Here is a 19,629-nt window from a genome sequence, read left to right on the forward strand (position 1 = left end):
GTCAGGTCCTCACTGAGCCGGCGCCGACAGGGCCTTGGCCTGCCCCACCCAGTTCTCGCGGTCGATGCGACCCGGGAACGCGAGGTAGGTGCCGACCCAGGCGATCTCGTCGCGGGACCAGGCGGCAATCTGGTCGAAGTGGTAGATGCCGAGCCCGTTCAGGCGCTGGCTGTTGCCCGGGCCGATGCCCTTGATGCGCGTCAGCTCGTCCGGCTTCCCGGCGCGGGCCGCGTCGAGGCCCGGCGGGCGCTTGCCCACGGCGTCCGCCTTCTGCTCGGGGCTGGCGTCCTTCGGCAGGGCCGCGAGGGCGCCGGCGATGCGGGCCTCCTCGGCCTCGGCCGCCATCTCGCCCTCGCTGGCCCCAGAGGCTTCCGGCTGCTGCGGGACGGCGTCGCGGTCCGGCACCGCCTGGTGGCCCTGCTCGCCGGCCGCGGGCTCGCCCTCGGCGACGCGCTTGGCCGGCGAGTCGAGCACGTCCGCGTCGCCCTGGCGGGCGGCGCCGTGCTTGGCGGTGGACCGGCCGCGCTCGGCCGCGTCCGCGCGATCCTCGGGCTTGACCGGCGTCTCGCCGCCGGCGGCGCGCTGGGCCGGGGCGTCGCTCACGGAACGCTCCACCGGGCGGCCGGCGTCGGGCCGGGCCGGCTTCGGGTTCTCGGCGGCCTGCTGGGTTCCGGAGGCCGCCTCGCCGGTCTTGGACACCGGCGCGGCGGCCGGCTCCTCGGCCTTGCCGGCCTCCTCGAAGCGCTTGCGCCACGCGCCGACCCGCGACCCGTCGAACAGTGTCGGGTCGGTGAGGGTGTTCACGGCGCCCTGGGGCTCGGACGAGACGCGCCCAGTCTGCGAGCCGACCTTCACGGGCCGGCCGGCGGCGAGGTCGTCCATCAGCTGGCCGAGGGACTCGGGCGTCAGGTCCTCGTAGTAATCCTGGTTGATCTGGACCATCGGCGCGTTGCAGCAGGCGCCGAGGCACTCGACCTCGAGCCACGAGAAGTTGCCGTCGGCCGAGACGTGGCCGGCCGGTCCGAGGCGGGCCTGGAGCATCTCCTTGAGGCCCCGCGCGCCGCAGGAATCGCACGGGACCGTGCCGCAGACCTGGATCCAGAACCGCCCGACCGGCTCCAGGGCGAACATCGTGTAGAAGGTCGCCACCTCCAGCACGCGGATGTTCGGCATGCCGAGCTCGGCCGCCACAGCCTCGATGGCCGCGCGCGGCAGCCAGCCGCCGTTCTGCTCCTGCGCCCGCCAGAGCAGCGAGATCACCGCGGAGGCCTGACGGCCTTCCGGGTACTTTGCGATCTGGGTCCTGGCCCACTCGGCGTTCTCGGGGGAGAACGCGAAGCTCTCGGGCTGCTCCGAGGCGGGGGCGAGTCTGCGGTTTGCCATCGCTTCTGTCTTACCGATCCACTTCGCCGAACACGATGTCGAGCGTGCCGAGCACGCAGGACACGTCGGCTAAGAGGTGCCCGCGGCACATCCAGTCCATCGCCTGAAGATGCGCGAAGCCCGGCGCGCGGATCTTGCAGCGATACGGCTTGTTGGTGCCGTCGGACACCAGATACACGCCGAACTCGCCCTTCGGCGCCTCGACCGCGGCGTAGACCTCGCCCTCGGGCACGTGGAAGCCCTCGGTGTAGAGCTTGAAGTGGTGGATGAGCGCCTCCATCGAGCGCTTCATCTCCCGGCGCGGCGGCGGCGCGAACTTGCCGTCGACGGAGGCGATCGGCCCCTGGCCGGCGGGCTCGCGCAGCTTGGCGATGCACTGCTTCATGATGCGCACCGACTGGCGCATCTCCTCCATGCGGATCACCTGGCGATCGTAGGTGTCGCCGTTCTTCCCGACGGGGACGTCGAATTCCATCTCCTCGTAGCACTCGTAGGGCTGCGCCTTGCGCAGGTCCCACGGGATGCCCGAGCCGCGCACCATCACGCCCGAGAAGCCCCACTGCATCGCCTCGTCCACCGACACGATGCCGATATCGACGTTGCGCTGCTTGAAGATGCGGTTGGCCATGACGAGGTCGTCGAGGTCCTGGACGACCTGCAGGAACGGGTCGCAGAACGCGTCGATGTCGTCGATGAGCTTCGGCGGCAGGTCCTGGTGGACGCCGCCCGGCCGGAAGTAGTTGGCGTGGAGCCGGGCGCCGGAGGCCCGCTCGTAGAAGATCATCAGCTTCTCGCGCTCCTCGAAGCCCCAGAGCGGGGGCGTGAGGGCGCCGACGTCCATCGCCTGCGTGGTGACGTTGAGCAGGTGCGACAGCAGGCGGCCGATCTCGCAGAACAGCACGCGGATCAGCTGCGCGCGCCGCGGCACCTCGATCCCGGCGAGCTTCTCGATCGCCAGGCAGAAGGCGTGCTCCTGGTTCATCGGCGACACGTAGTCGAGCCGGTCGAAATAGGGCGTCGCCTGCAGGTAGGTCTTGTACTCGATCAGCTTCTCGGTGCCGCGGTGGAGCAGCCCGATATGCGGGTCGACCCGCTCGACCACCTCGCCGTCGAGTTCGAGCACGAGGCGCAGCACCCCGTGCGCCGCCGGGTGCTGCGGGCCGAAGTTGATCGCGAAGTTGCGGATGTTGTGTTCGGTCACGGACGGTCTCCGCGGCTCATGCCGACGTCTTCTCGTCGCCGGGCAGCACGTAGTCGGTGCCTTCCCACGGCGACAAGAAGTCGAAGTTCCGGAATTCCTGCGTCAGCTGCACCGGCTCGTAGACCACCCGCGCCTGGTCCTGGTCGTAGCGGACCTCGACGAAGCCGGTGAGCGGGAAGTCCTTGCGCAGGGGATGCCCCTCGAAGCCGTAATCGGTGAGCAGGCGGCGCAGGTCGGGATGGCCCGAGAACAGGATCCCGTAGAGGTCGTAGGTCTCGCGCTCGTACCAGTTGGCCGCCGGGAAGACCTCGATCACCGAGGGGACCGGCGTCACCTCGTCGGTCTGCACCTTCAGCCGGATGCGCAGGTTATGGCGCAGGGAGAGCAGGTGGTAGACCACGTCGAAGCGCTTCTCGCGCTGCGGATAGTCCACTCCGCATATGTCGATGAAGTTGCGGAACGCGCAGGCCGGATCGTCGCGCAGGTAGGTGAGCGCGTAGACGATGTCGGAGGCCTGGACCACCAGCGTTAGCTCGCCGAACGCGATGGCGTGGGACACCACCGCCGGTCCGAGGGCGCCGACGACGCGCTCGGCCATGGCGGCCACGGCCGCGTCGCCGTAGACCGGCTGGGTGTGGGGCAGGATCGAGATGCCGTTCGTCATGGCCGCTCCTCAGCGCTCGATCGTGCCGGTCCGGCGGATCTTCTTCTGCAGCAGCAGCACGCCGTAGAGCAGCGCCTCGGCGGTGGGCGGGCAGCCGGGCACGTAGATGTCCACCGGCACCACCCGGTCGCAGCCGCGCACCACCGAGTAGGAGTAGTGGTAGTAGCCGCCGCCGTTGGCGCAGGAGCCCATCGAGATGACGTAGCGCGGCTCCGGCATCTGGTCGTAGACCTTGCGGAGCGCCGGGGCCATCTTGTTGGTCAGCGTGCCGGCGACGATCATCACGTCGGACTGGCGGGGCGAGCCGCGGGGCGCGAAGCCGAATCGCTCGCAATCGTAGCGCGGCATCGACATCTGCATCATCTCGACCGCGCAGCAGGCGAGACCGAAGGTCATCCACATCAGCGAGCCCGTGCGGGCCCAGTTGATCAGCTCGTCCGTGGTGGTGAGCAGGAAGCCCCGGTCGGCCAGCTCGTCGCTGATCGACAGGAAGGTCGGATCGTCCGCGCCGATCGGGCGGCCGGTGTTGGGATCGATGATCCCCTTCGGCTGGGGCGCGATCGCGGGGGCGCGGTTGGTGTCGGTGATCAGGGCCATCGGCGACTCAGGAATTCAGTGCGGGCGGCGAGCGGCGGGACGTCAATCCCATTCGAGGGCGCCCTTGCGCCACTCGTAGACGAAACCGACCGTCAGCACGCCCAGGAAGACGATCATCGACCAGAAGCCGAACCAGCCCAGATCCCCGAAGGTGATCGCCCAGGGGAAGAGGAACGCGACCTCGAGGTCGAAGATGATGAACAGGATGGCGACGAGGTAGAAGCGCACGTCGAACTTCATGCGGGCGTCGTCGAACGCGTTGAAACCGCACTCGTAGGCCGAGAGCTTCTCGGGATCGGGGCTCTTGAAGGCCACCAGGAAGGGGACGACCAGCAGCGCCGTGGCGATGAACAGCGCCACGCCGATGAACACGATGAGCGGCAGGTAATCCGCCAACAATCCGGTCATGCCAGGGCCTCGCGAGACGAGTGAAACCGCGGTGCGACGCCGACCCGGATCCGCCCGTGGAATTGTTCTTATGCCAGGATGCGCGCGGCCGGAGGCTTAGTCGAGCCGCCGGTCCGTGACAATGGCTTGTCGCGTCGCACAAAGCGCGCTGTCAGCCTTCCTGTCAGTCATGTCCGAGATGGGCTTGCGCGGCCGCGACACAACACGACGGAAGCGCGCAGGCCCCGAGTCGGGGGGCTGGTATGCCTGCGCGTGGGGCCCGCGGACGGTGCCGGTACGAATCCGTGGCGGATGCGCTTGACAGGGCCCCGGGCGCCCCATAAACCCCGCCCCGTCGCCGGGCGAAACGCCCCCACCGAAGGCGACCACGCCGTGCGGGCGTAGCTCAGTTGGTTAGAGTGCCGGCCTGTCACGCCGGAGGTCGCGGGTTCGAGCCCCGTCGCCCGCGCCACTTTTATCTCATTATCGCAGACGGTTATCACGACGGTACGGCCACGCCGTTCAACCGGCTACGGTCAAGCTGTCAAACTTTCAGACCCGGTTTGTTCGTTCGGCACGTCGACATCCGGCATGTCCAGCCGTCCGATCATCACGCTGCGCATAATCGTCTTCATGATCAGCGGGCTGGCGGTGAACCACTCGCCCTTGCGACGGTAGGCATCGAAGCGCCGGTGTAGTCTGGTCTCTTCGGCCTTGGTGCCGCGGAAGGCGGCAATCATGCTCGGCTTGTCCGGCATTCCGGTCGCCAGGTCGCCGGCGCGTGACAGCGGCTGTTTCGAGAAGCCGATCTTGATCCGGTCCCCGCACCTCAGGAAGTAGACGTACCCGCTCCGTGATGGAGAGATCGCGGCCGGCTCACCGCGGCTGGCCGCCCGGGCCTCCTGCCAGCGCGCCGTCCATAGGGCCGCCTGCGCCCTCGCCTCCGGACCATCCTCGCCGCACGGGACGAGGCTGAAGCCGAGCGCCTTCATCCTGGGCGTTGGACACCAGTAGCCGAGCTTACGCCCGTGGCGCTCGCGGATGACGTAGTAGGCGATCTTCGCCGGCGGACTCACTTCGAGGCCCTCGTGGCACGCGCCCTCCTCCGGGCGTTGAGCCGCGCGCGGTCGACCGCCTGAACGGCATCGATATCGACAGGCTGGTAGGTCCGCTCCAGCTCCGCGTTGGCGGCGATCGAGTTGGCGAGCTTGGCGCCGAGGTGCTCCCGCGACGCGCCCCCTGCCCTCGCCTCGATCGCGACCGACCGCCGGATGTCGAGCATCTGTCGAGTCTCCTTCGGATCGACCAAGCGACGCAGATCGCGGAAGTCCTCGGCGAGCGAGTTCTTCCGATACGGGGCTCCTTCCCGGGTGCGGAACAGCGGCGTGGACGGCAACGGCCGCAGGCCGAGGCCCTCAAGGTAGGCCCGCATCAGCACGGCCGACCGCCGCGACAGCGTGCCGATCGCCGCCTGCCCCGTCTTAGCCCGGCCGATCTCGAAGGCTCCGAAGCGACCGACGCGCACGAGCTGCCCGGCCGTGAGGGATCGCGCGTCGACCGGCGAGAAGGCGGTGTCCCACATGATCGACACGAGGCAGGCGAGGCCACGATAGCCCTCGCGCCAGGCGCGGTGGATGATCCGCCGCAGCTCGTGCTCCTGCCAGATCGCCGCCCGCGCCTTGGGTGTGACGCGGCGGACGCCGAGCGAAGGGTCCGCGCCGCGGGCGCAGTAGAACGGCCGGCCGCCGCTCATGGCGGCCGCCACGACCCAGAGCGCGCGCCAGATCTTCATGGCCCGGTGCGCCTCGCGCACGCCGGCCGACTCGATCAGGTCGGCGTACCAAGCATCGATCAGGTCGTAGTCGACCGTGTGAGGGGCGACGTCGCCGAAGATCGGGGCGATGTAGCGCCAGCCCCGCTCCCAGTCCTCGCGGGTGCGCGCTTGCTTGCGGTTCCAGCCCTCTGTGGCTCGGTAGCGATCATAGGCCTCGCCCAGCGAGCCACGCGGCCACTTCGGCTTCTCCGACGCCTTCACGCCCTTGCGGTGCGCCTGCCAGCGCTCGTTCCAAGTCCTGGCATCGCGCCAGGCATCAGGCCCGTCAGGGCCCAGCGCGATCAGCGAGAACCCCGCAGCCTTCATCTTCGGCGTCGGGCACCAGTAGGCCAACCGTTTGCCGTGCCGCTCACGAACGACGAGGTAGGGGATCTTCACGGTGCCCACCGGTTCGTCTCTCCGCGAGTCGCTGTCTGGCGACCGAAGCGTCACGCGCCTCGCCGAGGACTGTCAATTCGGGGAAGAGATCGGGATGACGCCGCCGGCGCCAGCGGTCGATCGCCTCGATGCAGTAGTGGCCGGAGGTCGGGTCGGCAGCAGGGAAGCCGCGCCGGCGCAGCTCGGGCAGCGCCGACTCGAACTCGCGCACGCCGGCGAACCCCATGCGCGACGCCACCTTCGCCACAGGCACGTCGCCGACCTCGGGGATGAGCTGCGGCCGTCCCACTTCACGCCCTCCACGCTTGGCCGGCTGCGCGGCGCATCTCTTCCTCCGCCGGCAGCGCCGGAGCAGCCGGTGGCTCCGGATCGCCGAGGGCGAGGGTCGGCTTGGATGATGCCGCAGCTTGCCCGGTTCGCGCATCAGCGACCCGCGCCATCACATCCGGCCAGTTCCGCCGATCCGACCACTGCGCCCAGACGTTCTGCGCCGCGTCGTGGAAGGCTTCCGCCTCGTCCCGCAGCTGCTCGGACCGCCGGAGAAGCGATTTCGCTTCACGGGTCAGCATGCTGGCGCGAGTGTGGAGGTCGACCGCACGCTTGGCGCTGCGAGCGGCCGCGTCGCGCATGGCGTCGGCGTAGCCGGCCGCGTAGTCGTCGCTTTCGCGCTGGCGGGTCACGATCCCGGCCTCCCGAAGCGGTAGCTCTCGATGCGGGCGACCTCGGCACGCAACTCGGCGAGCTTCGCGGCCTGGAGCTGGCGCGCGTAGTTTTCCGCAGCCCAGCGCTGGCGATGCCACTGGCGCCCTTCGCCGGCGAGGCAGTAGCCGAACGCGCCATAGTGGACGGTGTCGCCCACGACCTTGCCCCAGACCTCCTGGATCTCGCCGGCGAACAGCGGGTCGGGGGTGAGGTAGACGTGCACGAAGGGCTGGGGATCTTCGGACATGGCTCACGCCTCCGGGATCTGCGGGTGCGGGAAGGTGCGCTCGGTCGCGTCGCCGGCGGCCGCCAGGATCGCCCGGGCGAAGGCGCGCGCCTCGTCACGGGTCATGTCGATCGCGACGGCGAGATCGCGGCCCGGTAGGTCGAGCTGGAGCGCGACGCCGCCGGTGATCGCCCGGGCGGCCAGTGCCCAGCTGATGGGATCCTGCGAAGCGTCAGAGGTGCGCAAAGCTTCCTCCATGCGGTACTGCTCGCTCCCCCTCGGGGATGACGTCGTTGATGGCGTCCGCGAGCGTAGGATCCCGACCTTTCACGCGCTTGATCAGCGCTTCGAGGTCATTCCTACAAACATCCTTGTAAGCCACCCAGATTTGAGCGCCCCGGATGTTCATGTCGTCGAGGTCGAGGACGAACATCATAAAATCCATGCCCTGGATCTTCTGCGACAGATCGGTGAGCACTCTGAGTGCGCCCATATTACCTTCGACGAAGGGCAGGAGCGGATCGCCCATCCGGTAGCGCTTCCGCTGTGTCGCGAGTCGTTCAGTCATGCGGCAGTCCTTCCGTGGCTGGCTTGCAGCGCGTCCCAGGCCCGGTCCCGGGCGGCCTCAAGACGTTTCGCCGCGCGATCGGCACGCTCCCGCTCCTCCCGCTTGCGCTCGCGGACTGCGATGGGGTCGACGAAGGATTGCGCGACCGATGAAGGGTCGATCGGCGCGAAGGCCGCGACGTACGCCGAGAAGGCCTCCAGTTCGCGCTCGCGGGCTTCCAGCGCACGCCGTGCGAGGACGTCCCAACGCGCCCGCCACAGCTCTGCAGGACGCAGGTTGAAGGGAAGCCGCACCTTGATGAGCTGCAACAGCTCCTCGCGGTCGAGATCTTCGATGGCGATCGGGGGCGGGGCAACCATCGCTACGCCATTCCCAGCGCTTGCATGTAGAGCTCGAGGATCGCCTCCTGCTCCTGGCGCTCGCTGTGGTCCTGCTTGCGCACCTGCAGGATGGTGCGGATGGCTTTGGCGTCGAAGCCCCGGCCCTTCAGCTCGGCGAACACCTCTTTGATGTCGCCCATGATGCCGGCCTTCTCTTCCTCGAGGCGCTCCAGGCGCTCGATGAATTGCTTCAGCTCATCGGCTGCGACGCCCTCGGCCGAGGAGACGTCGCATGCGGTGGACAGGCCCGCTGTCATGCCGCCACCTGCCCGTGCGAGCCGCCGGCGTCGCCATCGGCATCCGTGAAGGCGTAGGCCGTCCCGCAGAACGGGCAGAAGCTCGGGAGCGGCACCGCCGCCCGCGGGCCGCGCGCCTTGATTTTCTCCGTCACGATGGTGACGCAGGTGAACCCCGGGCGCTCCTCCGTGCCAAAGATGATCGTCGGCTGGATCTCGGTGTTCCGCTCCGCCAGAGCGGTGTTCATGGTGGCGATGCAGTCGCAGGCCATGGCGGGTCAGCTCCACACGATGCGGCCGAAGACGACGGCGGTGCCGGCGATCCAGGGCAGAGTTTCGGGGTGATCGGACGGGTGCCGCGACAGCCACGAGGCGCGGTAGATCTTCGTCGCCGCCTCGTTGCGGGGCAGGCCCGCGCCGTGCCCGTCCTCGTGGACGAACATGTCGGCGCGTCTGCCGTCATGGAGGACAGCCACATGCTCGGGCCGGCCGGCCAGGATCGGCTCTAGGACGTCGCGCAGCTCGGCGAGGCCGGGGTCGCCGGCCATGTCGACGTCGCGGTCCTCGCGGTTGCCGTCGGCGCGCAGGATGATGAGGGCGGTCTTCACGACACGGCGTCCGGCGCAGGCTGCTCCCAGATCACGGGCGGCGCCCAAGCGCGCCGCGCGAGGTAGCGCTCGGCCACCCGCGCGAACCGGAGTTCCCGGACGGCTTCTACCGCCGCCTCGGCCTCGCGCCGGCCGGGCGGATCTCCCGTCAGCGGCAGCCCTCGGATGAGCGCGCGGGCGGGGTCGCGGTAGGCATGGACCTCCGCCTCCGTCCAGCCTTTCTGGAACAGGTGAGCGATGGTGCAGGCGCCCTCCGGGCCGTTCTTCTGCTCGACCATGAAGCGGGCCATGCGGAAGATCTCGGCGCGCGCATGTGGGGCATGACGGGCGGCGTGAATGAGAGACGGCGACGGCATGGACGGACCTCCTCAGACGCTACGGGTGATGGTCGACGGATGATGCAGAGCTCCGCCGGGGGGGGCTCGACGCTTGGTCGGGGCCTTGGTTTTGCCCTTGGCTTTCGTTGGTCGCGGCTCGGCTCGGGTGACCTCCTCGCGGGTCGGTGCTCGCCAGGTCTGCGAGAAGTCGGGCCCGAGGAGCCCGTCGTTGCCGGGCGCGACCAGGCGCTCGCGGATCGCGCGCTCGGCGACCGTGGTCCGAACGAGGTAGCCGCGCGGCTCGAGGCGGTACCGGCGCACGCCGTCCTCCTCGATCGTCGCCACCATGGTCGCGCCCTCGTTGAGCCTGCGCAGCAGGTCCAGGACGGACGGGCCGGTCTCCTCCGTCGGGAGCGTGACGACCACGGGCTCGGCGGCGATCGGCGCCGCGGGCGTGGGCTGAGGGGTGTCGTGCCACTCCGCGTCAGACGCGGTCCAGGCGCGTCGGCGCTCCTCGGCGCGCACCTGCAGCTCGACCTCAGAGATCCAGACCTCGACGCGCTTCGCTGCGCCGATCGTCCGCGGCAGCCGGTACGTCCAGGCCATCGGCTCGGGCAGCATGCGCCGGAAGAGCTTGCGCAGGCTGACCAGCAGCCAGAAGCGCGGCGGCAGGCTCACGACGATGCCGCGAGCATCCTCGGCGACGCCGATCGGGGGCGCGGCCGGCTTCATGCGCCGACCCCATCGACAAACGGGGCGAGCAGATCCGCAGCCGCATCCGCATCGACGCCGACCGACCACGTGCGGTTGACGTACTCCTGGACGTAGAAGGTCTGACCGCAGTCGTCGCATTCGGTCGCAACCGGACCGTCGTCACCATGCAGGGTCGTGAAGCGCCCGTAGACCTCGACATCGGTCATATCGAGGGGATGGCGGCAGTGGGGGCAGCGAAGGAGCGCCATCAGGATCGCGCCTCCGGGAAGCCGTTGTGCTCCACGCCATCCAAGAGGCGGCCGGCGGCCTTCTTGCCGATCCGCAGGCACTGAGCCTCCATGTCGAAGCGGCAGTGATCAAAGGCACCGAAGCCAGGGCCGCCGGTCCAAGCGTTGAGGTGTCGGAGCTGGCCCACGTCGATCCAGTCGCCGTGCTGTTTGAAGAAGAACGGCACACCTTGCTCAGCGCACTGGTCCCGGATCTCGCGGACCCATTCGGCCTGCATTGGACGCGCCTTCCCGCCGCTCTCGCCACCGACGATGACGAGGTGGATGCCGGACAGGTCCAGCTCGCCTAGGTCCTCCAGCAGCGGCTCGACCGACAGGAAGCGGACCGCGGCGGGGACCGCACGCAGCTTGTCGAGGCGGCGCAGGCGCGCCCGGTCCTCGATCGTCGTGCCGAGCCAGACGTTCCGCCACGGCCAGCGCTCGTTCCACGGCCGGTAGCCGGGCGCCGAGCTGTCCATCACCGGGAGCATCTTCGCGATGTTCTCCGGTCGCTTCGTCAGCACCATCCAATCGAGGTGCCGGGCGCCGGCGATCACGGCCCAGGCGTCATGCCGCCATTCGGCCGGGACCTGGTTGTCGAAGAAGTCGGCGAGCGAGTTGGTGAACACGCGATGGCGGATGCCGGCCGCGGTGCAGGCGGCATCCCACTTCGCCGGCTGCCGCCACAGCGCGGCGCTGGTACGGCGACGCGCGCCCTGCCAGAGGGCCGCGTTGCCGGTGCGCTTCGCCCAGGCCTCGGCATAGCAGTGGTCGCATGCGGGGCTCAGCGCCGTGCAGCCGAGCCAGAAGTTCATCGTGTGATGGGTCCACTCGATCTTGCTGTTCTCAGCCACGGGCGGCCTCCGTCGCGAGGGCGGCGCGGCCGGCGGCCGAAAGCGTCAGCAACCCGCCCTGCCCACCGAACCCGACCTGCCGGTATTCGAGGTGTCCTGAGAGCCAGAGGCCGCGTGCGACCCGGCCATCCGCCCCGTGGTAGGTGAAGCGACCACCCTTGTAGGGATCGCCGCCGGAGGCATCGTCGACGCCGATCGGGGCGGCGCGCAGGACGCCGAGTTGACGCGTGTTGAGCGGTCTCATGCCCGCCCCGCCGGATGCTGGATCTCCGCGAAGCTCTGCGCAAAGGCCTCCGGCCCGTCCTGAAGACGGACGAGCGCGCATTCCTGGACCGACGCCAGCAGCCCCGGCAGGAAGCTCGCCGCGAGGTTCACGTCGCCCCGCGCGATGGTCATCAGGAACGCCGTCAACGCGTGTCCGGCGGCCATGCTGACCTGCGGGTAGATCGCCTCTACCGGGATCTCTCGATCGGTCATGTCGGCCGTGCCGCCGACGATCGCCTCGGCCGCCTCGATCGCCATGCGCATGCCGATGCCGGACGCGTCGTCCCGGGCGATGACGGTGGCGTGGCGCTCGCGGGCCTCTGCGGCAGCCGTGCGCACTGCGTCGCGGTTCGGGGTGAGGGTCATTGCCGTACCTCCTTCCGCACGACGCGGAACGTGAAGATCCCGGCCGCAGCGTCGGCCCCGATGACGAAGTGGAAGGCGTCCGTGCCGTTGATCTCGTCGACCGGTAGGGTGAGCGAGCCGCCGAGCCGGTTGACGAAGGCGATGAGCAGCTGCTCCTTCATCGCCTCGATCTTCTCCTGTGCGCCGCGGCTGAGGGCGGCGCTGGTGATGAAGCGCTCGGGCTCACCCATGATCGTGCCCTCCGATGGCGACGCAGGCCGTGCACAGGTCCTCGGCCACCCAGCCGCAGCCTTCGTCACAGGCATCGTTCTGCGAGCAGCCGCAGACGCGGCACACGCCGCCGAGGAGCGCGGGGATGCGGGGCAGCCGCCCGTCCGAGGCTTCGAAGACCCCTTCGGGCAGCGCATCGGACGTCACGGCCTGAAGATCGCGCCACAGCTCGACCACCGCAGCATCGCCGGCGCGGTGGTAGATCTCCGGCAGATCGTCCTGGCAGCACCGATCGTGGAGGCTGTTGGCGGCCGCCATTTCCAGCGCGATCGCGCCGATCTCGGCTTGGACGTCGGGCGGCAGCTTCGACCAGGCCTCAGCGCCGTCGAAGCGCTCGGGCGCTGGGCGTGCCAAGAGTTCGGAGATCTCCGGCATCAGCGCGAACCCTCAACTGGCGTGGCGAAAAGGACCCCGAACAGATCACCGGTGGTGGGCTTGCCGTTCGTCGCCACGGCCGGCCGCACGCCGTGCTCGGCCAAAGCCCGCAGGTCCGGGATCATCTCCAACTCGACCTCGGCCTTCGTGTATTCCCAGCCGGGCAGGCAGGCGTGCTGAAAGCGGTCGTTGACCTGGAGGAAGCCGGGCAGGTTCGCCCAGGTGACGTGACATTCGCCCCGGCGCGGGTTGCTGAAATCGAAGAAGGCGACGCTGCGCTCGCCCCGGGTCGACGGATCAGCGGCCGCGGCGGCCAGGACGCGGGCGGCGATCGCCGCGTCGGCGCGCTCCTGCATGGTCGGCGTTGGGAGAATGGGGGCGCGGCGGGTCATGCTGCGACCTGAGTAGCTGAGGGCCGCGAGTCGGCGCGGAGCACGATGACCGGCTTGAACCGCAGGATGCTGATCCGCGTCGGCACCGGCTCGCCGCGTGCCTTCATGGCCTCGATCTCGGCGTCGGAGGGCGCCGCCGGATCATACTGCATCACCATCCAGTACGGCTTGCCGCCGGCTCGGATGAAGGCGTGGTCGAATGCGCCATCGAGGCGCCGCCACATCTTCCCGGGGGTCGTGCCCGTCGGGTAGCTGGCGCTGTAGTCGCGCAGGTCCTCGAACTGCTGAGGGGTGAGGCGCAGGCGGGGAAGCGTCGCGATGAAGTCGCGCGGCTGGGGTACGACGCGGTCGCTCACAGCTCGTACCCCTTCAGGTCGTGGTAGGCCCGGATCATCTCGGTGAGGTCGCCGGACTCGATCGCCTTCTGTCCGCGCTCGACAGCCGCCTCCATCAGGGCGGCGGCGATGAAGCCCATCTCGACCTGTCGGTACTGGCCGGCGATCTTGGTGACGCGGACCATCTCGCGGGGGAGCGCAGCGGCGAGTGTGTCGGCCATCACGCGGCCGCCTTGGAGGCGTGCCGGTAGGCCGATCTGATGTCCGGCTTGAGGGCGTAGCCTTGGCCCCAGACCGTCCGGATCTCGATGCCGAAGGGCTTCAGCTTCTTGCGGATCTTGCAGACGAAGACGTCGACGATCTTCGGCTCGATCTCGCCCTCGGAGCCCGCACGGTCGCTGTAGAGGGCCGCCATCACGGCATCCTTTGTCGCGACCTCACGGTTGACGAGCGTCCCGAAGACCCGCGTCTCCTGCTGCGTCAGGCCCCACTCGACGGGCAGCCGCGCGCAGTCGATCAGGATCGCCTCCAGAAAGGCGATGCGTTCGCGCAAGAGCAGGTTCTCCTGCTCCACCACTTCAAGCCGCCGCTCGACGTCCATGGCTCCGGACCTTTCTGGTGTTGCGGAAAAGGATGGCAGCGAGCGCGCGCCACCGCGGGAGGCGCTGGGCGACCGCGAGCACGACGGCTTCCTTCTCGGCCTGCGGGCCCATCGCGCGGATCGTCGTGGCGATGTCGGCAGCCAGAACGGCGCCGGTGAACTCCGGGGCGAACAGCATCGCCTCGACCGCCTTGAGGAACGCTGCGGTCACGGGCGCCATGCGGGCCTCGACGCAGACCTGCAGGACCTCGCGAGCACCCCGGGCGTGTCGGCGGTTGACCAGGGCGCGCAGGGCCTCCACCGCCATCGTGTCACCGACGAGCCAGCGGTCGCTCGTTGTGGCGTAACGGACGACGCGAGCGCCGGCGCGCTGGCAGACGCGCTCAATGGTCAGCGCCGTCTCATCGCCGGCCGCCACCAGGGCATGGTGCATCTGTGTGCCGGTGACCTGGAGGCGGTCACGGTTGTGCCGGACGAAGGACTCGGCGCGGCTCTGCCGGTCCGCGGCCTCGACGATCAGCACCGGGATCTCCTGGATCTCCGGGTGCGTCGCGGCCGCGATCGCGGTGTGCTGACCGTCGATGACGTGAAGGCCTTCCTCAGTCGACACGACGATCGGCGGCTTGAACGCCCGCCAGCGCCAGGACCCGACGATGCGGCGGATCAGCTGGACCGACTGGGGCGACAGATCCCGCTGATAGGTCTCGTCGACCAGGAGATCGGTCGGGGACACCAGCCGCAGTTGCGGCGCCGGACCGAGTTCGGCGTCCGGCTGGATGTCCGGAAAGTTCAGGGCGGCGATTGGTCTGAGCTTTGTCACGCGGTGGGATCCTTCTGTTCCGCTTGGCTTGCGAGCTTGGTCAGGGCCGCAGCCTTCCGCGCCGTCGCTCGCCGCAGCTCGGCGTCCAGGACCGGGATCAGCAGCATCGCCAGGACGATCAGCAGGATCAGGATCGCGGACGCGATCGCGAGCGGAGCGGCGACGGGCTTCATCGTCCGGCTTCCTCCAGGAGCACGGCCGCGCGCTCGGACAGGTCCGGGCGGAAGTGCGCGAGGCGCAGCTGGAGTGGATCATGGCCGCCATCGGGCCCGGGGCCGGACAGCGTGTGCAGCGGCTCATCGAGGATCGCGGCCAGGAGGTCGGCGAAGCGCTCGAGGAGCGGGGCGACCGCGCTGGCGACGACGCGCGGGGTCGCGTCAGCAGGATCCGCGCTCTCTCTGAGGCTGGCGAGCAGCTCGGGCGGAACGGGCGCGGATACGCCGGCGTCGAGTGCCGCGATCCGGCAGACCTCGGCCAGCCGTACATCGAGGCCGATCTGCCGATCACCGGCCGTCGCGCCCCACCAGGCGAGCTCGCCCGTCTTGTTGTCGGTCCAAGGGGCGATCGTGCAGACGACGGCGCCCTCGACCACGAGCTCGATCACCGACTCGTCGGCAGCGATCCGCCATGAGCCGGTGCGGGCAGCCGAAGCCACGAGCTGCAGGCCGGGCTTCATCGCGCGGCCTCCTGTGCGAGGCGGATGCGCGTCGACTGCGGGACCCCGGCGAGCCGGAGCTTAAGCGCCAGGGCACCTGTGCCGCGCGGGTAGAGGCGCCGGCGGTGGGCGGCCGCGCGAATGTTCGCCTGGGCCACCTCCGCGTGATCGGGCAGATCGCGGACCCACTTCCAGACGGTCGGTTTGCTCACGGCGAGCGCGGCCATGATCGCCGCCTCGGTGGCGCCGGCCGAGCGCATGGCCCGGGCTCGGTCCCGCAGAGCAGCGTAGCTCTCGCCGGTCGCGGGATGGCGCAGCTGCTCGCGCGATGGCCAACCCATCACGCCGCGTCCTTCGACGACATGGACGCGAGGACCTCGGCCGTGTTGGCCAGGGCTGTCCGGGAATGCCGCGGGAGCGCGACGAACGCGGCCGCCAGACGCGCGCCTTCCGGATCCAGGAGCAGCGCAGCGACCTGGACGGATGGGCTGCGCTCAGCCTCGGTGGGCTCGCGCCGGGGCGCGCTAAAGTGCTCGACGGGAACGCGGAGCGTCGCGGCGATCTGGGCGAGGAGGATTGCGGAGGCGGATGGGGCGGCGTTCATCGGGCACACCACAGCGGCGAGGGAGAGGGAGCCGGAGCGGCGTAATCGAGCCGATCCGGCGGGCAGTCGGCGACGCCGAAGCGGCCGTCGAAGTGGACGGCGATGCCCTTCAGCCCGGCGCGGGGATGGGCCACCGTGCCGAGGCGGCCGGACAGCCGCTCGACCACGCGGGCGCCGATCGCGGTCGGCGCGTGCGGATGGGTCTGCTTGATGAGGTCGTAGGCCATCACCGCGGCTCCCCGCGGTCAGGGGCGCTGACGCCGGCAGCCCGGGCCCGGGCATCGTCGAACCGCTGCATGCGGCCGCTGAGGGCGAGCTGGCCGTTGTTGCGAAGGCGCCCCTGCTCGGCGAGCCGGATCAGCGCGTCGAGCGCGGCCGCGGCGATTACCTCCTCGTCCTGGATGCCCTCGGTCGGCCCGTAGCAGGCGAGCAGCGCGACCGGGATCCGCTGGCCTGGCGCGCCCCGATCGTCGGGATGCGGGGGCGTGCCCACTTCCTTTAGGAACGGGTCGAGCAGCTGCAGCGGCAGGGAGACGTGGCCCACGAAGTGCCGACGCTTCCAGTCCCAGCTCACGTCGACGAGCTCGCCATGGAAGGCGCCAGGCCGGGCTTCGCGCGGACCGCTCACGACAGGATCGCCCAGGCGTAGGCGCCGAAGCCGGCGAGCACAGCGATCGCCACCACGTCACGCGCGTGACCGAGCGCCTGGATCCAGGGCCGGTCCGAGGCCGCCAGCTCGACGTAGGTCGGGACGAGGGCCATCGCCTCGGCGAGGTGCGCCTCGACGTCCTCGGCCAAGAACTCGGCCTTGAGCGCCGCGGCCGCCAGCGCCGGGCTGATGCGGGTGACGGGGTCGAGGCGGGCGAGCCGGCGCGCCATCGGGATCGTGGTCGGGATGAGGGTACGCTGGATCACGACTAGGTCTCCGGGGTCGAGGCGGGGGCGGGAAGCGGATGGGAGGCGGCGTCCTCCATCGCGGTCAGCGACCGGGCGACGAGCTTGAGGAGCGCGGCGGCCTCTCTGGGATCGAGCGCCTCGGTGGGCGCGCCTCGGGCCCAGACGATTGCGCGGTCGAGCGCGTCGGGCCCGGAGGCGAGGACGATCATCACCCGCGCCCCAACATCGAGCGCGAGGGCGGACACGTCGGCGGGATTGAGCGGGCCCGCCTTGCGGGGCGGCACCGGCAGGGCATCGAGCGCGGCCAGGACCGCCCTGACCTCGAAGAGCGCGCCGTCCAGGGTCTCGTCGTCCCGCAGGCGATCGCCGAGCCCGTCGATCCGCGCCTGCGGCCAGCCCTGGGCGCGCCAGAGAGCTTCCAGGGCGGCGCGCTCGCGCCGGTCGGGGATGAGGTCGATCCGGCGGGTCATGACTGCGACTCCGCCAGCTCGATGGCGCGGTCGAACATGTGCAGGACGGCTTCGTGGCCGCGATCATCGTTCACGCAGGCGGGCCAGCTGTCGAAGAGAACGAGGGCTGCGCTCCGCAGGTACTCGGAGGCCTCGCTGCTTCCGCTCGCGCCTTGGCGTTCGAGGGCGCCGTACGCGCACCAGCACGCGGCTTCATCGAACGCCGAGTGCACCGGATCGCCATACCGATCACGGGCGTACGTCTCCCGCGTCCAGGCCGCCGGATCGGCCAGCAACGAGCGCGAAGCGCGCAGCTGTTCGAGAGCGTCGCTCACGAGATCACTCCCACGGGCACGGGGTCGTAGGCGGGCAGCTCGGCGTGGTGGACGAGCGTGAGGCCGGCGGCAGTGCGGGCGAGGACGGTGCCGGACTCGTGGAGGTCGAGCGCGGCGAGCCGGTGCCGGAAGGCCCGGGCGACCGGATGGGTCGGGCGCAGCAGCGTGCCGTTTCCCGGCAGGCGGTCGAGCCAGTCGACGACGTAGACCGTCTCCCCGGTTTGCTCGTCGAGCACCACGCGGCGGCCGGCGAGCGGATGATCCTTGGCGTGGGCCATGTCAGGCGGCCTCCCCGTAGCGACGATGAGCCCGGGCTCCGTCCTCCAGGACGGCGTCGATCAGGCCGTCCCGGGCGACGGTCTCAACGATGCGGCGGGCGAGCTCGCCGGCGCGGATCCCGCGCGCGGCCGCGGCCAGCCGCAGGCCTTCGGCGATCGCCGGCGCGACCCGCAGCTCGGCGCTCTCGACGTCGATCCGCCGGGCGTCGAGGAACAGCTCGCGCTGCTCGGCCGGATCGGCGCGGTGGAAGACGTGGGTCAGGGCGATCCACCCATGGTTGCGGACCAGCACCATCGGGCCGGTCTTGCCGGCGCAGCGCGCGGGCGCCTCGACTTCGGTCGCCACCGGCTGGCCGTCCCGGTACTGGCCGATCCACACCAGGATCGGCGCGCCGACCGGGTAGGCGGCGTTGAAGGCGGCCACGCGGGCCTGACGGAGCGTCGGGCTCGGGCCGGGCGTGAGGGTGGGGCGCAGGCGAGCCATGTCAGGCCCTCCCCGCGCGGCGCAGGACCTGGCCACCCGGGCGCCAAGCCTCGAACACAACCTGCCGATGGTCGGCGCACCAGACGGCCGGCCGGTTCGGGTGATGCTGGACGGCCGGCTTCCCGCAGAAGCGGTGATCCGTCCCACGCGAGGAGCACGGGAAGCGGCATTGGCAGGAGCCGAGCTGCTCCAGCCGGTACGTACCGAAGTCCGGCTGCACCGGGACGGCGGCGGGGGCGGGCTCGGGCGCAGGCTGGCGGCGGGCGCGGGCGGCCATGTCAGCGGGCTTCCGCCTTCGCGATGGCGGCCTGTCCGTTCGCCAGGAGCGTCGCCATCGAGACCCGCGCGATGTGCTCGCCGTTCGCCCGGAACTCGATCTCGGTGAGGTCCGGGTCGATATCGAGGCTGCTGATGGCGAGGCGCATCATGGCGACCGCGCCGCGGAGCTGCGTCAGCAGATCAGGCGCCGCGGCGACCAGGGCCCCGTGGGCCTGGGCCCGTTCGCGCGAAAACAGGCCGTGATGATCGCAATCGACCACGAGGCGGCCGTCAGCATCGAACACCATCTCGGGGCGTGCGCTGTCCTGATGCCAGGGCGTGCAAGAGTGCTCGGCCGCCATCACAGGTCCCTCACGTCGATCGAGCTGAGGCGGGAGCGGACGGCGCCGGTCTCCCGGTCGCGGGTGAGGCCGTCGAGGCCCTTGCTCACCCGGTCGTAGCGGCTGCCAGCCATCGGCTTGCGGGGCGCTCGCAGGCGATGGTGCGCGTCGTAGGCGCGGCGGGTGTCGGCGATCGCGGTCTGATCGGCCGCCGTCTTGGCGCGATCACAGTCCTTGCAGAGGACCTGGCAGTTATCGAGCGTAGCCCGGCCGCCGTGAAAGTCCGTGACGACGTGGTCGAAGACGTACTGGCTGGCCTGAAGGACCGCCTCGCAGCGGATCCCGGTCGGAAGCGCGCCCTCGCACTGGCCGTCGGCGCGCGCGAGGGCGGCCTTGCGGACGTCTGTCGGGAAGTTGGTACGGCGGCGGGCGGCCACGGGCGACTCCATCGCGATGGGCGATGGCAGCTATGGTATGCTGTAAATCTACCGCGTCAACCGTTTTCGCTGTAAAAATACCTCGGCCGATATCCACACTCGTCCACAGGGTCGGAAATTTCCGTTCTTGCTTTGTTCGCTTCCGCGGCGTTC

At 70.2% G+C, this 19,629-nt stretch carries 42 protein-coding genes and 1 tRNA gene; 1 reads left to right on the forward strand and 42 read right to left on the reverse strand.

All coding sequences use genetic code 11. The features are described from left to right. Positions 1-9: 9 nt before the first annotated feature. The 5 genes from nuoE to J3A75_RS14620 are packed head-to-tail and all read right to left on the reverse strand — an operon-like array spanning position 10 to position 4,253. Positions 10-1,383 (reverse strand): NADH-quinone oxidoreductase subunit NuoE, encoded by a 1,374-nt coding sequence (gene nuoE / locus J3A75_RS14600; protein WP_024830237.1) that lies wholly within the window; start codon positions 1,381-1,383, stop codon positions 10-12. A 10-nt stretch (positions 1,384-1,393) separates the two neighbouring features. Then, entirely contained in the window at positions 1,394-2,584 is a 1,191-nt protein-coding gene (locus tag J3A75_RS14605) for an NADH-quinone oxidoreductase subunit D (RefSeq protein ID WP_070999425.1), read from the reverse strand. Between the two features lie 16 nt (positions 2,585-2,600). Beyond that, complete coding sequence (locus J3A75_RS14610) at positions 2,601-3,248, reverse strand: NADH-quinone oxidoreductase subunit C (protein ID WP_012319035.1); 648 nt, start codon at positions 3,246-3,248, stop codon at positions 2,601-2,603. Positions 3,249-3,257: 9 nt separating this feature from the next. Further along, entirely contained in the window at positions 3,258-3,845 is a 588-nt protein-coding gene (locus J3A75_RS14615; RefSeq protein ID WP_010686017.1) for a NuoB/complex I 20 kDa subunit family protein, read from the reverse strand. Between the two features lie 42 nt (positions 3,846-3,887). Beyond that, positions 3,888-4,253, reverse strand: a complete 366-nt coding sequence (locus J3A75_RS14620; RefSeq protein WP_007560754.1) for an NADH-quinone oxidoreductase subunit A — start codon at positions 4,251-4,253, stop codon at positions 3,888-3,890. Positions 4,254-4,627: 374 nt separating this feature from the next. On the opposite strand from J3A75_RS14620, the gene J3A75_RS14625 reads away from it, so the two are divergent. Continuing rightward, positions 4,628-4,704: transfer RNA gene (locus J3A75_RS14625), tRNA-Asp, on the forward strand. A gap of 64 nt (positions 4,705-4,768) precedes the next feature. Here the strand turns inward: J3A75_RS14625 and J3A75_RS14630 are convergent. From J3A75_RS14630 to J3A75_RS14810, 37 genes are all read right to left on the reverse strand, one after another. Next, positions 4,769-5,308: a GIY-YIG nuclease family protein gene (locus J3A75_RS14630; RefSeq protein ID WP_209650299.1), complete on the reverse strand. Its 540-nt coding sequence runs from the start codon at positions 5,306-5,308 to the stop codon at positions 4,769-4,771. After that, positions 5,305-6,453 (reverse strand): hypothetical protein, encoded by a 1,149-nt coding sequence (locus J3A75_RS14635; protein WP_209650300.1) that lies wholly within the window; start codon positions 6,451-6,453, stop codon positions 5,305-5,307. The genes J3A75_RS14630 and J3A75_RS14635 overlap by 4 nt, the downstream gene beginning before the upstream one ends. Continuing rightward, positions 6,416-6,733 (reverse strand): hypothetical protein, encoded by a 318-nt coding sequence (locus J3A75_RS14640; protein ID WP_209650301.1) that lies wholly within the window; start codon positions 6,731-6,733, stop codon positions 6,416-6,418. The genes J3A75_RS14635 and J3A75_RS14640 overlap by 38 nt, the downstream gene beginning before the upstream one ends. A gap of 1 nt (position 6,734) precedes the next feature. Then, positions 6,735-7,124, reverse strand: coding sequence for a hypothetical protein (locus tag J3A75_RS14645; RefSeq protein WP_209650302.1), 390 nt, complete (start codon positions 7,122-7,124; stop codon positions 6,735-6,737). Beyond that, a complete protein-coding gene (locus J3A75_RS14650; RefSeq protein WP_209650303.1) occupies positions 7,121-7,393 on the reverse strand; it encodes a hypothetical protein in 273 nt (90 codons plus the stop codon). Before J3A75_RS14650 ends, J3A75_RS14645 begins: the two co-directional genes overlap by 4 nt. 3 nt (positions 7,394-7,396) lie before the next feature. Next, positions 7,397-7,618 carry a hypothetical protein gene (locus J3A75_RS14655; RefSeq protein ID WP_245364435.1) on the reverse strand — a complete coding sequence of 74 codons (222 nt, stop codon included), beginning with the start codon at positions 7,616-7,618 and terminating at the stop codon, positions 7,397-7,399. Next, on the reverse strand, positions 7,605-7,940 hold the full coding sequence (locus tag J3A75_RS14660; protein ID WP_209650305.1) for a hypothetical protein: 336 nt from the start codon (positions 7,938-7,940) through the stop codon (positions 7,605-7,607). Before J3A75_RS14660 ends, J3A75_RS14655 begins: the two co-directional genes overlap by 14 nt. Then, positions 7,937-8,299, reverse strand: coding sequence for a hypothetical protein (locus tag J3A75_RS14665; protein WP_209650306.1), 363 nt, complete (start codon positions 8,297-8,299; stop codon positions 7,937-7,939). The genes J3A75_RS14660 and J3A75_RS14665 overlap by 4 nt, the downstream gene beginning before the upstream one ends. Before the next feature lie 2 nt (positions 8,300-8,301). Then, a complete protein-coding gene (locus J3A75_RS14670; RefSeq protein ID WP_209650307.1) occupies positions 8,302-8,577 on the reverse strand; it encodes a DUF2312 domain-containing protein in 276 nt (91 codons plus the stop codon). Continuing rightward, positions 8,574-8,828: a hypothetical protein gene (locus J3A75_RS14675; RefSeq protein WP_209650308.1), complete on the reverse strand. Its 255-nt coding sequence runs from the start codon at positions 8,826-8,828 to the stop codon at positions 8,574-8,576. Before J3A75_RS14675 ends, J3A75_RS14670 begins: the two co-directional genes overlap by 4 nt. Positions 8,829-8,834: 6 nt before the next feature. Next, complete coding sequence (locus tag J3A75_RS14680; RefSeq protein ID WP_209650309.1) at positions 8,835-9,164, reverse strand: hypothetical protein; 330 nt, start codon at positions 9,162-9,164, stop codon at positions 8,835-8,837. Beyond that, positions 9,161-9,454 carry a hypothetical protein gene (locus tag J3A75_RS14685; RefSeq protein WP_209650310.1) on the reverse strand — a complete coding sequence of 98 codons (294 nt, stop codon included), beginning with the start codon at positions 9,452-9,454 and terminating at the stop codon, positions 9,161-9,163. Before J3A75_RS14685 ends, J3A75_RS14680 begins: the two co-directional genes overlap by 4 nt. Positions 9,455-9,532: 78 nt before the next feature. Continuing rightward, a complete protein-coding gene (locus J3A75_RS14690; protein WP_209650311.1) occupies positions 9,533-10,213 on the reverse strand; it encodes a hypothetical protein in 681 nt (226 codons plus the stop codon). Next, entirely contained in the window at positions 10,210-10,443 is a 234-nt protein-coding gene (locus J3A75_RS14695; RefSeq protein WP_209650312.1) for a hypothetical protein, read from the reverse strand. Before J3A75_RS14695 ends, J3A75_RS14690 begins: the two co-directional genes overlap by 4 nt. Then, a complete protein-coding gene (locus J3A75_RS14700) occupies positions 10,443-11,315 on the reverse strand; it encodes a phage Gp37/Gp68 family protein (protein ID WP_209650313.1) in 873 nt (290 codons plus the stop codon). Before J3A75_RS14700 ends, J3A75_RS14695 begins: the two co-directional genes overlap by 1 nt. Further along, positions 11,308-11,559, reverse strand: a complete 252-nt coding sequence (locus tag J3A75_RS14705) for a hypothetical protein (protein ID WP_209650314.1) — start codon at positions 11,557-11,559, stop codon at positions 11,308-11,310. Before J3A75_RS14705 ends, J3A75_RS14700 begins: the two co-directional genes overlap by 8 nt. Continuing rightward, complete coding sequence (locus J3A75_RS14710) at positions 11,556-11,945, reverse strand: hypothetical protein (RefSeq protein ID WP_209650315.1); 390 nt, start codon at positions 11,943-11,945, stop codon at positions 11,556-11,558. The genes J3A75_RS14705 and J3A75_RS14710 overlap by 4 nt, the downstream gene beginning before the upstream one ends. Then, entirely contained in the window at positions 11,942-12,175 is a 234-nt protein-coding gene (locus J3A75_RS14715; protein WP_209650316.1) for a hypothetical protein, read from the reverse strand. Before J3A75_RS14715 ends, J3A75_RS14710 begins: the two co-directional genes overlap by 4 nt. Then, positions 12,168-12,590 carry a hypothetical protein gene (locus J3A75_RS14720; RefSeq protein WP_209650317.1) on the reverse strand — a complete coding sequence of 141 codons (423 nt, stop codon included), beginning with the start codon at positions 12,588-12,590 and terminating at the stop codon, positions 12,168-12,170. Before J3A75_RS14720 ends, J3A75_RS14715 begins: the two co-directional genes overlap by 8 nt. Beyond that, a complete protein-coding gene (locus J3A75_RS14725; protein WP_209650318.1) occupies positions 12,590-12,982 on the reverse strand; it encodes a hypothetical protein in 393 nt (130 codons plus the stop codon). The genes J3A75_RS14720 and J3A75_RS14725 overlap by 1 nt, the downstream gene beginning before the upstream one ends. After that, positions 12,979-13,338 (reverse strand): hypothetical protein, encoded by a 360-nt coding sequence (locus J3A75_RS14730; protein WP_209650319.1) that lies wholly within the window; start codon positions 13,336-13,338, stop codon positions 12,979-12,981. Before J3A75_RS14730 ends, J3A75_RS14725 begins: the two co-directional genes overlap by 4 nt. Continuing rightward, a complete protein-coding gene (locus tag J3A75_RS14735; protein WP_209650320.1) occupies positions 13,335-13,538 on the reverse strand; it encodes a hypothetical protein in 204 nt (67 codons plus the stop codon). The genes J3A75_RS14730 and J3A75_RS14735 overlap by 4 nt, the downstream gene beginning before the upstream one ends. Next, on the reverse strand, positions 13,538-13,918 hold the full coding sequence (locus tag J3A75_RS14740) for a winged helix-turn-helix domain-containing protein (protein WP_209650321.1): 381 nt from the start codon (positions 13,916-13,918) through the stop codon (positions 13,538-13,540). The genes J3A75_RS14735 and J3A75_RS14740 overlap by 1 nt, the downstream gene beginning before the upstream one ends. Next, entirely contained in the window at positions 13,896-14,738 is an 843-nt protein-coding gene (locus J3A75_RS14745; protein ID WP_312892499.1) for a DUF6551 family protein, read from the reverse strand. Before J3A75_RS14745 ends, J3A75_RS14740 begins: the two co-directional genes overlap by 23 nt. After that, the gene (locus tag J3A75_RS14750; RefSeq protein WP_209650322.1) at positions 14,735-14,911 is read right to left on the reverse strand and encodes a hypothetical protein; all 177 of its coding nucleotides are present in this window, start codon (positions 14,909-14,911) and stop codon (positions 14,735-14,737) included. The genes J3A75_RS14745 and J3A75_RS14750 overlap by 4 nt, the downstream gene beginning before the upstream one ends. Continuing rightward, complete coding sequence (locus tag J3A75_RS14755) at positions 14,908-15,414, reverse strand: hypothetical protein (protein WP_209650323.1); 507 nt, start codon at positions 15,412-15,414, stop codon at positions 14,908-14,910. Before J3A75_RS14755 ends, J3A75_RS14750 begins: the two co-directional genes overlap by 4 nt. Then, positions 15,411-15,734: a hypothetical protein gene (locus J3A75_RS14760; RefSeq protein WP_209650324.1), complete on the reverse strand. Its 324-nt coding sequence runs from the start codon at positions 15,732-15,734 to the stop codon at positions 15,411-15,413. Before J3A75_RS14760 ends, J3A75_RS14755 begins: the two co-directional genes overlap by 4 nt. Next, the gene (locus J3A75_RS14765) at positions 15,734-15,997 is read right to left on the reverse strand and encodes a hypothetical protein (RefSeq protein ID WP_209650325.1); all 264 of its coding nucleotides are present in this window, start codon (positions 15,995-15,997) and stop codon (positions 15,734-15,736) included. The genes J3A75_RS14760 and J3A75_RS14765 overlap by 1 nt, the downstream gene beginning before the upstream one ends. Further along, on the reverse strand, positions 15,994-16,224 hold the full coding sequence (locus J3A75_RS14770; protein ID WP_209650326.1) for a hypothetical protein: 231 nt from the start codon (positions 16,222-16,224) through the stop codon (positions 15,994-15,996). Before J3A75_RS14770 ends, J3A75_RS14765 begins: the two co-directional genes overlap by 4 nt. Beyond that, a complete protein-coding gene (locus J3A75_RS14775) occupies positions 16,224-16,625 on the reverse strand; it encodes a hypothetical protein (protein ID WP_209650327.1) in 402 nt (133 codons plus the stop codon). The genes J3A75_RS14770 and J3A75_RS14775 overlap by 1 nt, the downstream gene beginning before the upstream one ends. After that, positions 16,622-16,912: a hypothetical protein gene (locus J3A75_RS14780; protein WP_209650328.1), complete on the reverse strand. Its 291-nt coding sequence runs from the start codon at positions 16,910-16,912 to the stop codon at positions 16,622-16,624. Before J3A75_RS14780 ends, J3A75_RS14775 begins: the two co-directional genes overlap by 4 nt. 2 nt (positions 16,913-16,914) lie before the next feature. After that, positions 16,915-17,364, reverse strand: a complete 450-nt coding sequence (locus J3A75_RS14785; RefSeq protein ID WP_209650329.1) for a hypothetical protein — start codon at positions 17,362-17,364, stop codon at positions 16,915-16,917. After that, positions 17,361-17,678 carry a hypothetical protein gene (locus J3A75_RS14790; protein WP_209650330.1) on the reverse strand — a complete coding sequence of 106 codons (318 nt, stop codon included), beginning with the start codon at positions 17,676-17,678 and terminating at the stop codon, positions 17,361-17,363. Before J3A75_RS14790 ends, J3A75_RS14785 begins: the two co-directional genes overlap by 4 nt. Next, a complete protein-coding gene (locus J3A75_RS14795; protein WP_209650331.1) occupies positions 17,675-17,956 on the reverse strand; it encodes a hypothetical protein in 282 nt (93 codons plus the stop codon). Before J3A75_RS14795 ends, J3A75_RS14790 begins: the two co-directional genes overlap by 4 nt. Before the next feature lies 1 nt (position 17,957). Continuing rightward, complete coding sequence (locus J3A75_RS14800) at positions 17,958-18,440, reverse strand: hypothetical protein (RefSeq protein ID WP_209650332.1); 483 nt, start codon at positions 18,438-18,440, stop codon at positions 17,958-17,960. Position 18,441: 1 nt separating this feature from the next. Further along, on the reverse strand, positions 18,442-18,840 hold the full coding sequence (locus J3A75_RS14805) for a GcrA family cell cycle regulator (RefSeq protein ID WP_209650929.1): 399 nt from the start codon (positions 18,838-18,840) through the stop codon (positions 18,442-18,444). Between the two features lie 219 nt (positions 18,841-19,059). After that, positions 19,060-19,476: an HNH endonuclease gene (locus J3A75_RS14810; protein WP_209650333.1), complete on the reverse strand. Its 417-nt coding sequence runs from the start codon at positions 19,474-19,476 to the stop codon at positions 19,060-19,062. Positions 19,477-19,629 lie beyond the last annotated feature (153 nt).

This window comes from Methylobacterium sp. PvP105 (assembly GCF_017876975.1).
GTDB lineage: Bacteria > Pseudomonadota > Alphaproteobacteria > Rhizobiales > Beijerinckiaceae > Methylobacterium > Methylobacterium radiotolerans.

Coding starts and splice junctions, on each gene's coding strand:
- J3A75_RS14765 (WP_209650325.1), bottom strand. CDS start 15,997: ATGAACGCCGCCCCATCCGCCTCCGCAATCCTCCTCGCCCAGATCGCC.
- J3A75_RS14620 (WP_007560754.1), bottom strand. CDS start 4,253: ATGACCGGATTGTTGGCGGATTACCTGCCGCTCATCGTGTTCATCGGC.
- J3A75_RS14665 (WP_209650306.1), bottom strand. CDS start 8,299: ATGGTTGCCCCGCCCCCGATCGCCATCGAAGATCTCGACCGCGAGGAG.
- J3A75_RS14755 (WP_209650323.1), bottom strand. CDS start 15,414: ATGAAGCCCGGCCTGCAGCTCGTGGCTTCGGCTGCCCGCACCGGCTCA.
- J3A75_RS14675 (WP_209650308.1), bottom strand. CDS start 8,828: ATGGCCTGCGACTGCATCGCCACCATGAACACCGCTCTGGCGGAGCGG.
- nuoE (WP_024830237.1), bottom strand. CDS start 1,383: ATGGCAAACCGCAGACTCGCCCCCGCCTCGGAGCAGCCCGAGAGCTTC.
- J3A75_RS14760 (WP_209650324.1), bottom strand. CDS start 15,734: ATGGGTTGGCCATCGCGCGAGCAGCTGCGCCATCCCGCGACCGGCGAG.
- J3A75_RS14795 (WP_209650331.1), bottom strand. CDS start 17,956: ATGGCCCACGCCAAGGATCATCCGCTCGCCGGCCGCCGCGTGGTGCTC.
- J3A75_RS14660 (WP_209650305.1), bottom strand. CDS start 7,940: ATGACTGAACGACTCGCGACACAGCGGAAGCGCTACCGGATGGGCGAT.
- J3A75_RS14750 (WP_209650322.1), bottom strand. CDS start 14,911: ATGAAGCCCGTCGCCGCTCCGCTCGCGATCGCGTCCGCGATCCTGATC.
- J3A75_RS14715 (WP_209650316.1), bottom strand. CDS start 12,175: ATGGGTGAGCCCGAGCGCTTCATCACCAGCGCCGCCCTCAGCCGCGGC.
- J3A75_RS14720 (WP_209650317.1), bottom strand. CDS start 12,590: ATGCCGGAGATCTCCGAACTCTTGGCACGCCCAGCGCCCGAGCGCTTC.
- J3A75_RS14670 (WP_209650307.1), bottom strand. CDS start 8,577: ATGACAGCGGGCCTGTCCACCGCATGCGACGTCTCCTCGGCCGAGGGC.
- J3A75_RS14800 (WP_209650332.1), bottom strand. CDS start 18,440: ATGGCTCGCCTGCGCCCCACCCTCACGCCCGGCCCGAGCCCGACGCTC.
- J3A75_RS14740 (WP_209650321.1), bottom strand. CDS start 13,918: ATGGACGTCGAGCGGCGGCTTGAAGTGGTGGAGCAGGAGAACCTGCTC.
- J3A75_RS14615 (WP_010686017.1), bottom strand. CDS start 3,845: ATGGCCCTGATCACCGACACCAACCGCGCCCCCGCGATCGCGCCCCAG.
- J3A75_RS14710 (WP_209650315.1), bottom strand. CDS start 11,945: ATGACCCTCACCCCGAACCGCGACGCAGTGCGCACGGCTGCCGCAGAG.
- J3A75_RS14610 (WP_012319035.1), bottom strand. CDS start 3,248: ATGACGAACGGCATCTCGATCCTGCCCCACACCCAGCCGGTCTACGGC.
- J3A75_RS14705 (WP_209650314.1), bottom strand. CDS start 11,559: ATGAGACCGCTCAACACGCGTCAACTCGGCGTCCTGCGCGCCGCCCCG.
- J3A75_RS14770 (WP_209650326.1), bottom strand. CDS start 16,224: ATGGCCTACGACCTCATCAAGCAGACCCATCCGCACGCGCCGACCGCG.
- J3A75_RS14650 (WP_209650303.1), bottom strand. CDS start 7,393: ATGTCCGAAGATCCCCAGCCCTTCGTGCACGTCTACCTCACCCCCGAC.
- J3A75_RS14695 (WP_209650312.1), bottom strand. CDS start 10,443: ATGGCGCTCCTTCGCTGCCCCCACTGCCGCCATCCCCTCGATATGACC.
- J3A75_RS14785 (WP_209650329.1), bottom strand. CDS start 17,364: ATGACCCGCCGGATCGACCTCATCCCCGACCGGCGCGAGCGCGCCGCC.
- J3A75_RS14690 (WP_209650311.1), bottom strand. CDS start 10,213: ATGAAGCCGGCCGCGCCCCCGATCGGCGTCGCCGAGGATGCTCGCGGC.
- J3A75_RS14685 (WP_209650310.1), bottom strand. CDS start 9,454: ATGGCCCGCTTCATGGTCGAGCAGAAGAACGGCCCGGAGGGCGCCTGC.
- J3A75_RS14725 (WP_209650318.1), bottom strand. CDS start 12,982: ATGACCCGCCGCGCCCCCATTCTCCCAACGCCGACCATGCAGGAGCGC.
- J3A75_RS14735 (WP_209650320.1), bottom strand. CDS start 13,538: ATGGCCGACACACTCGCCGCTGCGCTCCCCCGCGAGATGGTCCGCGTC.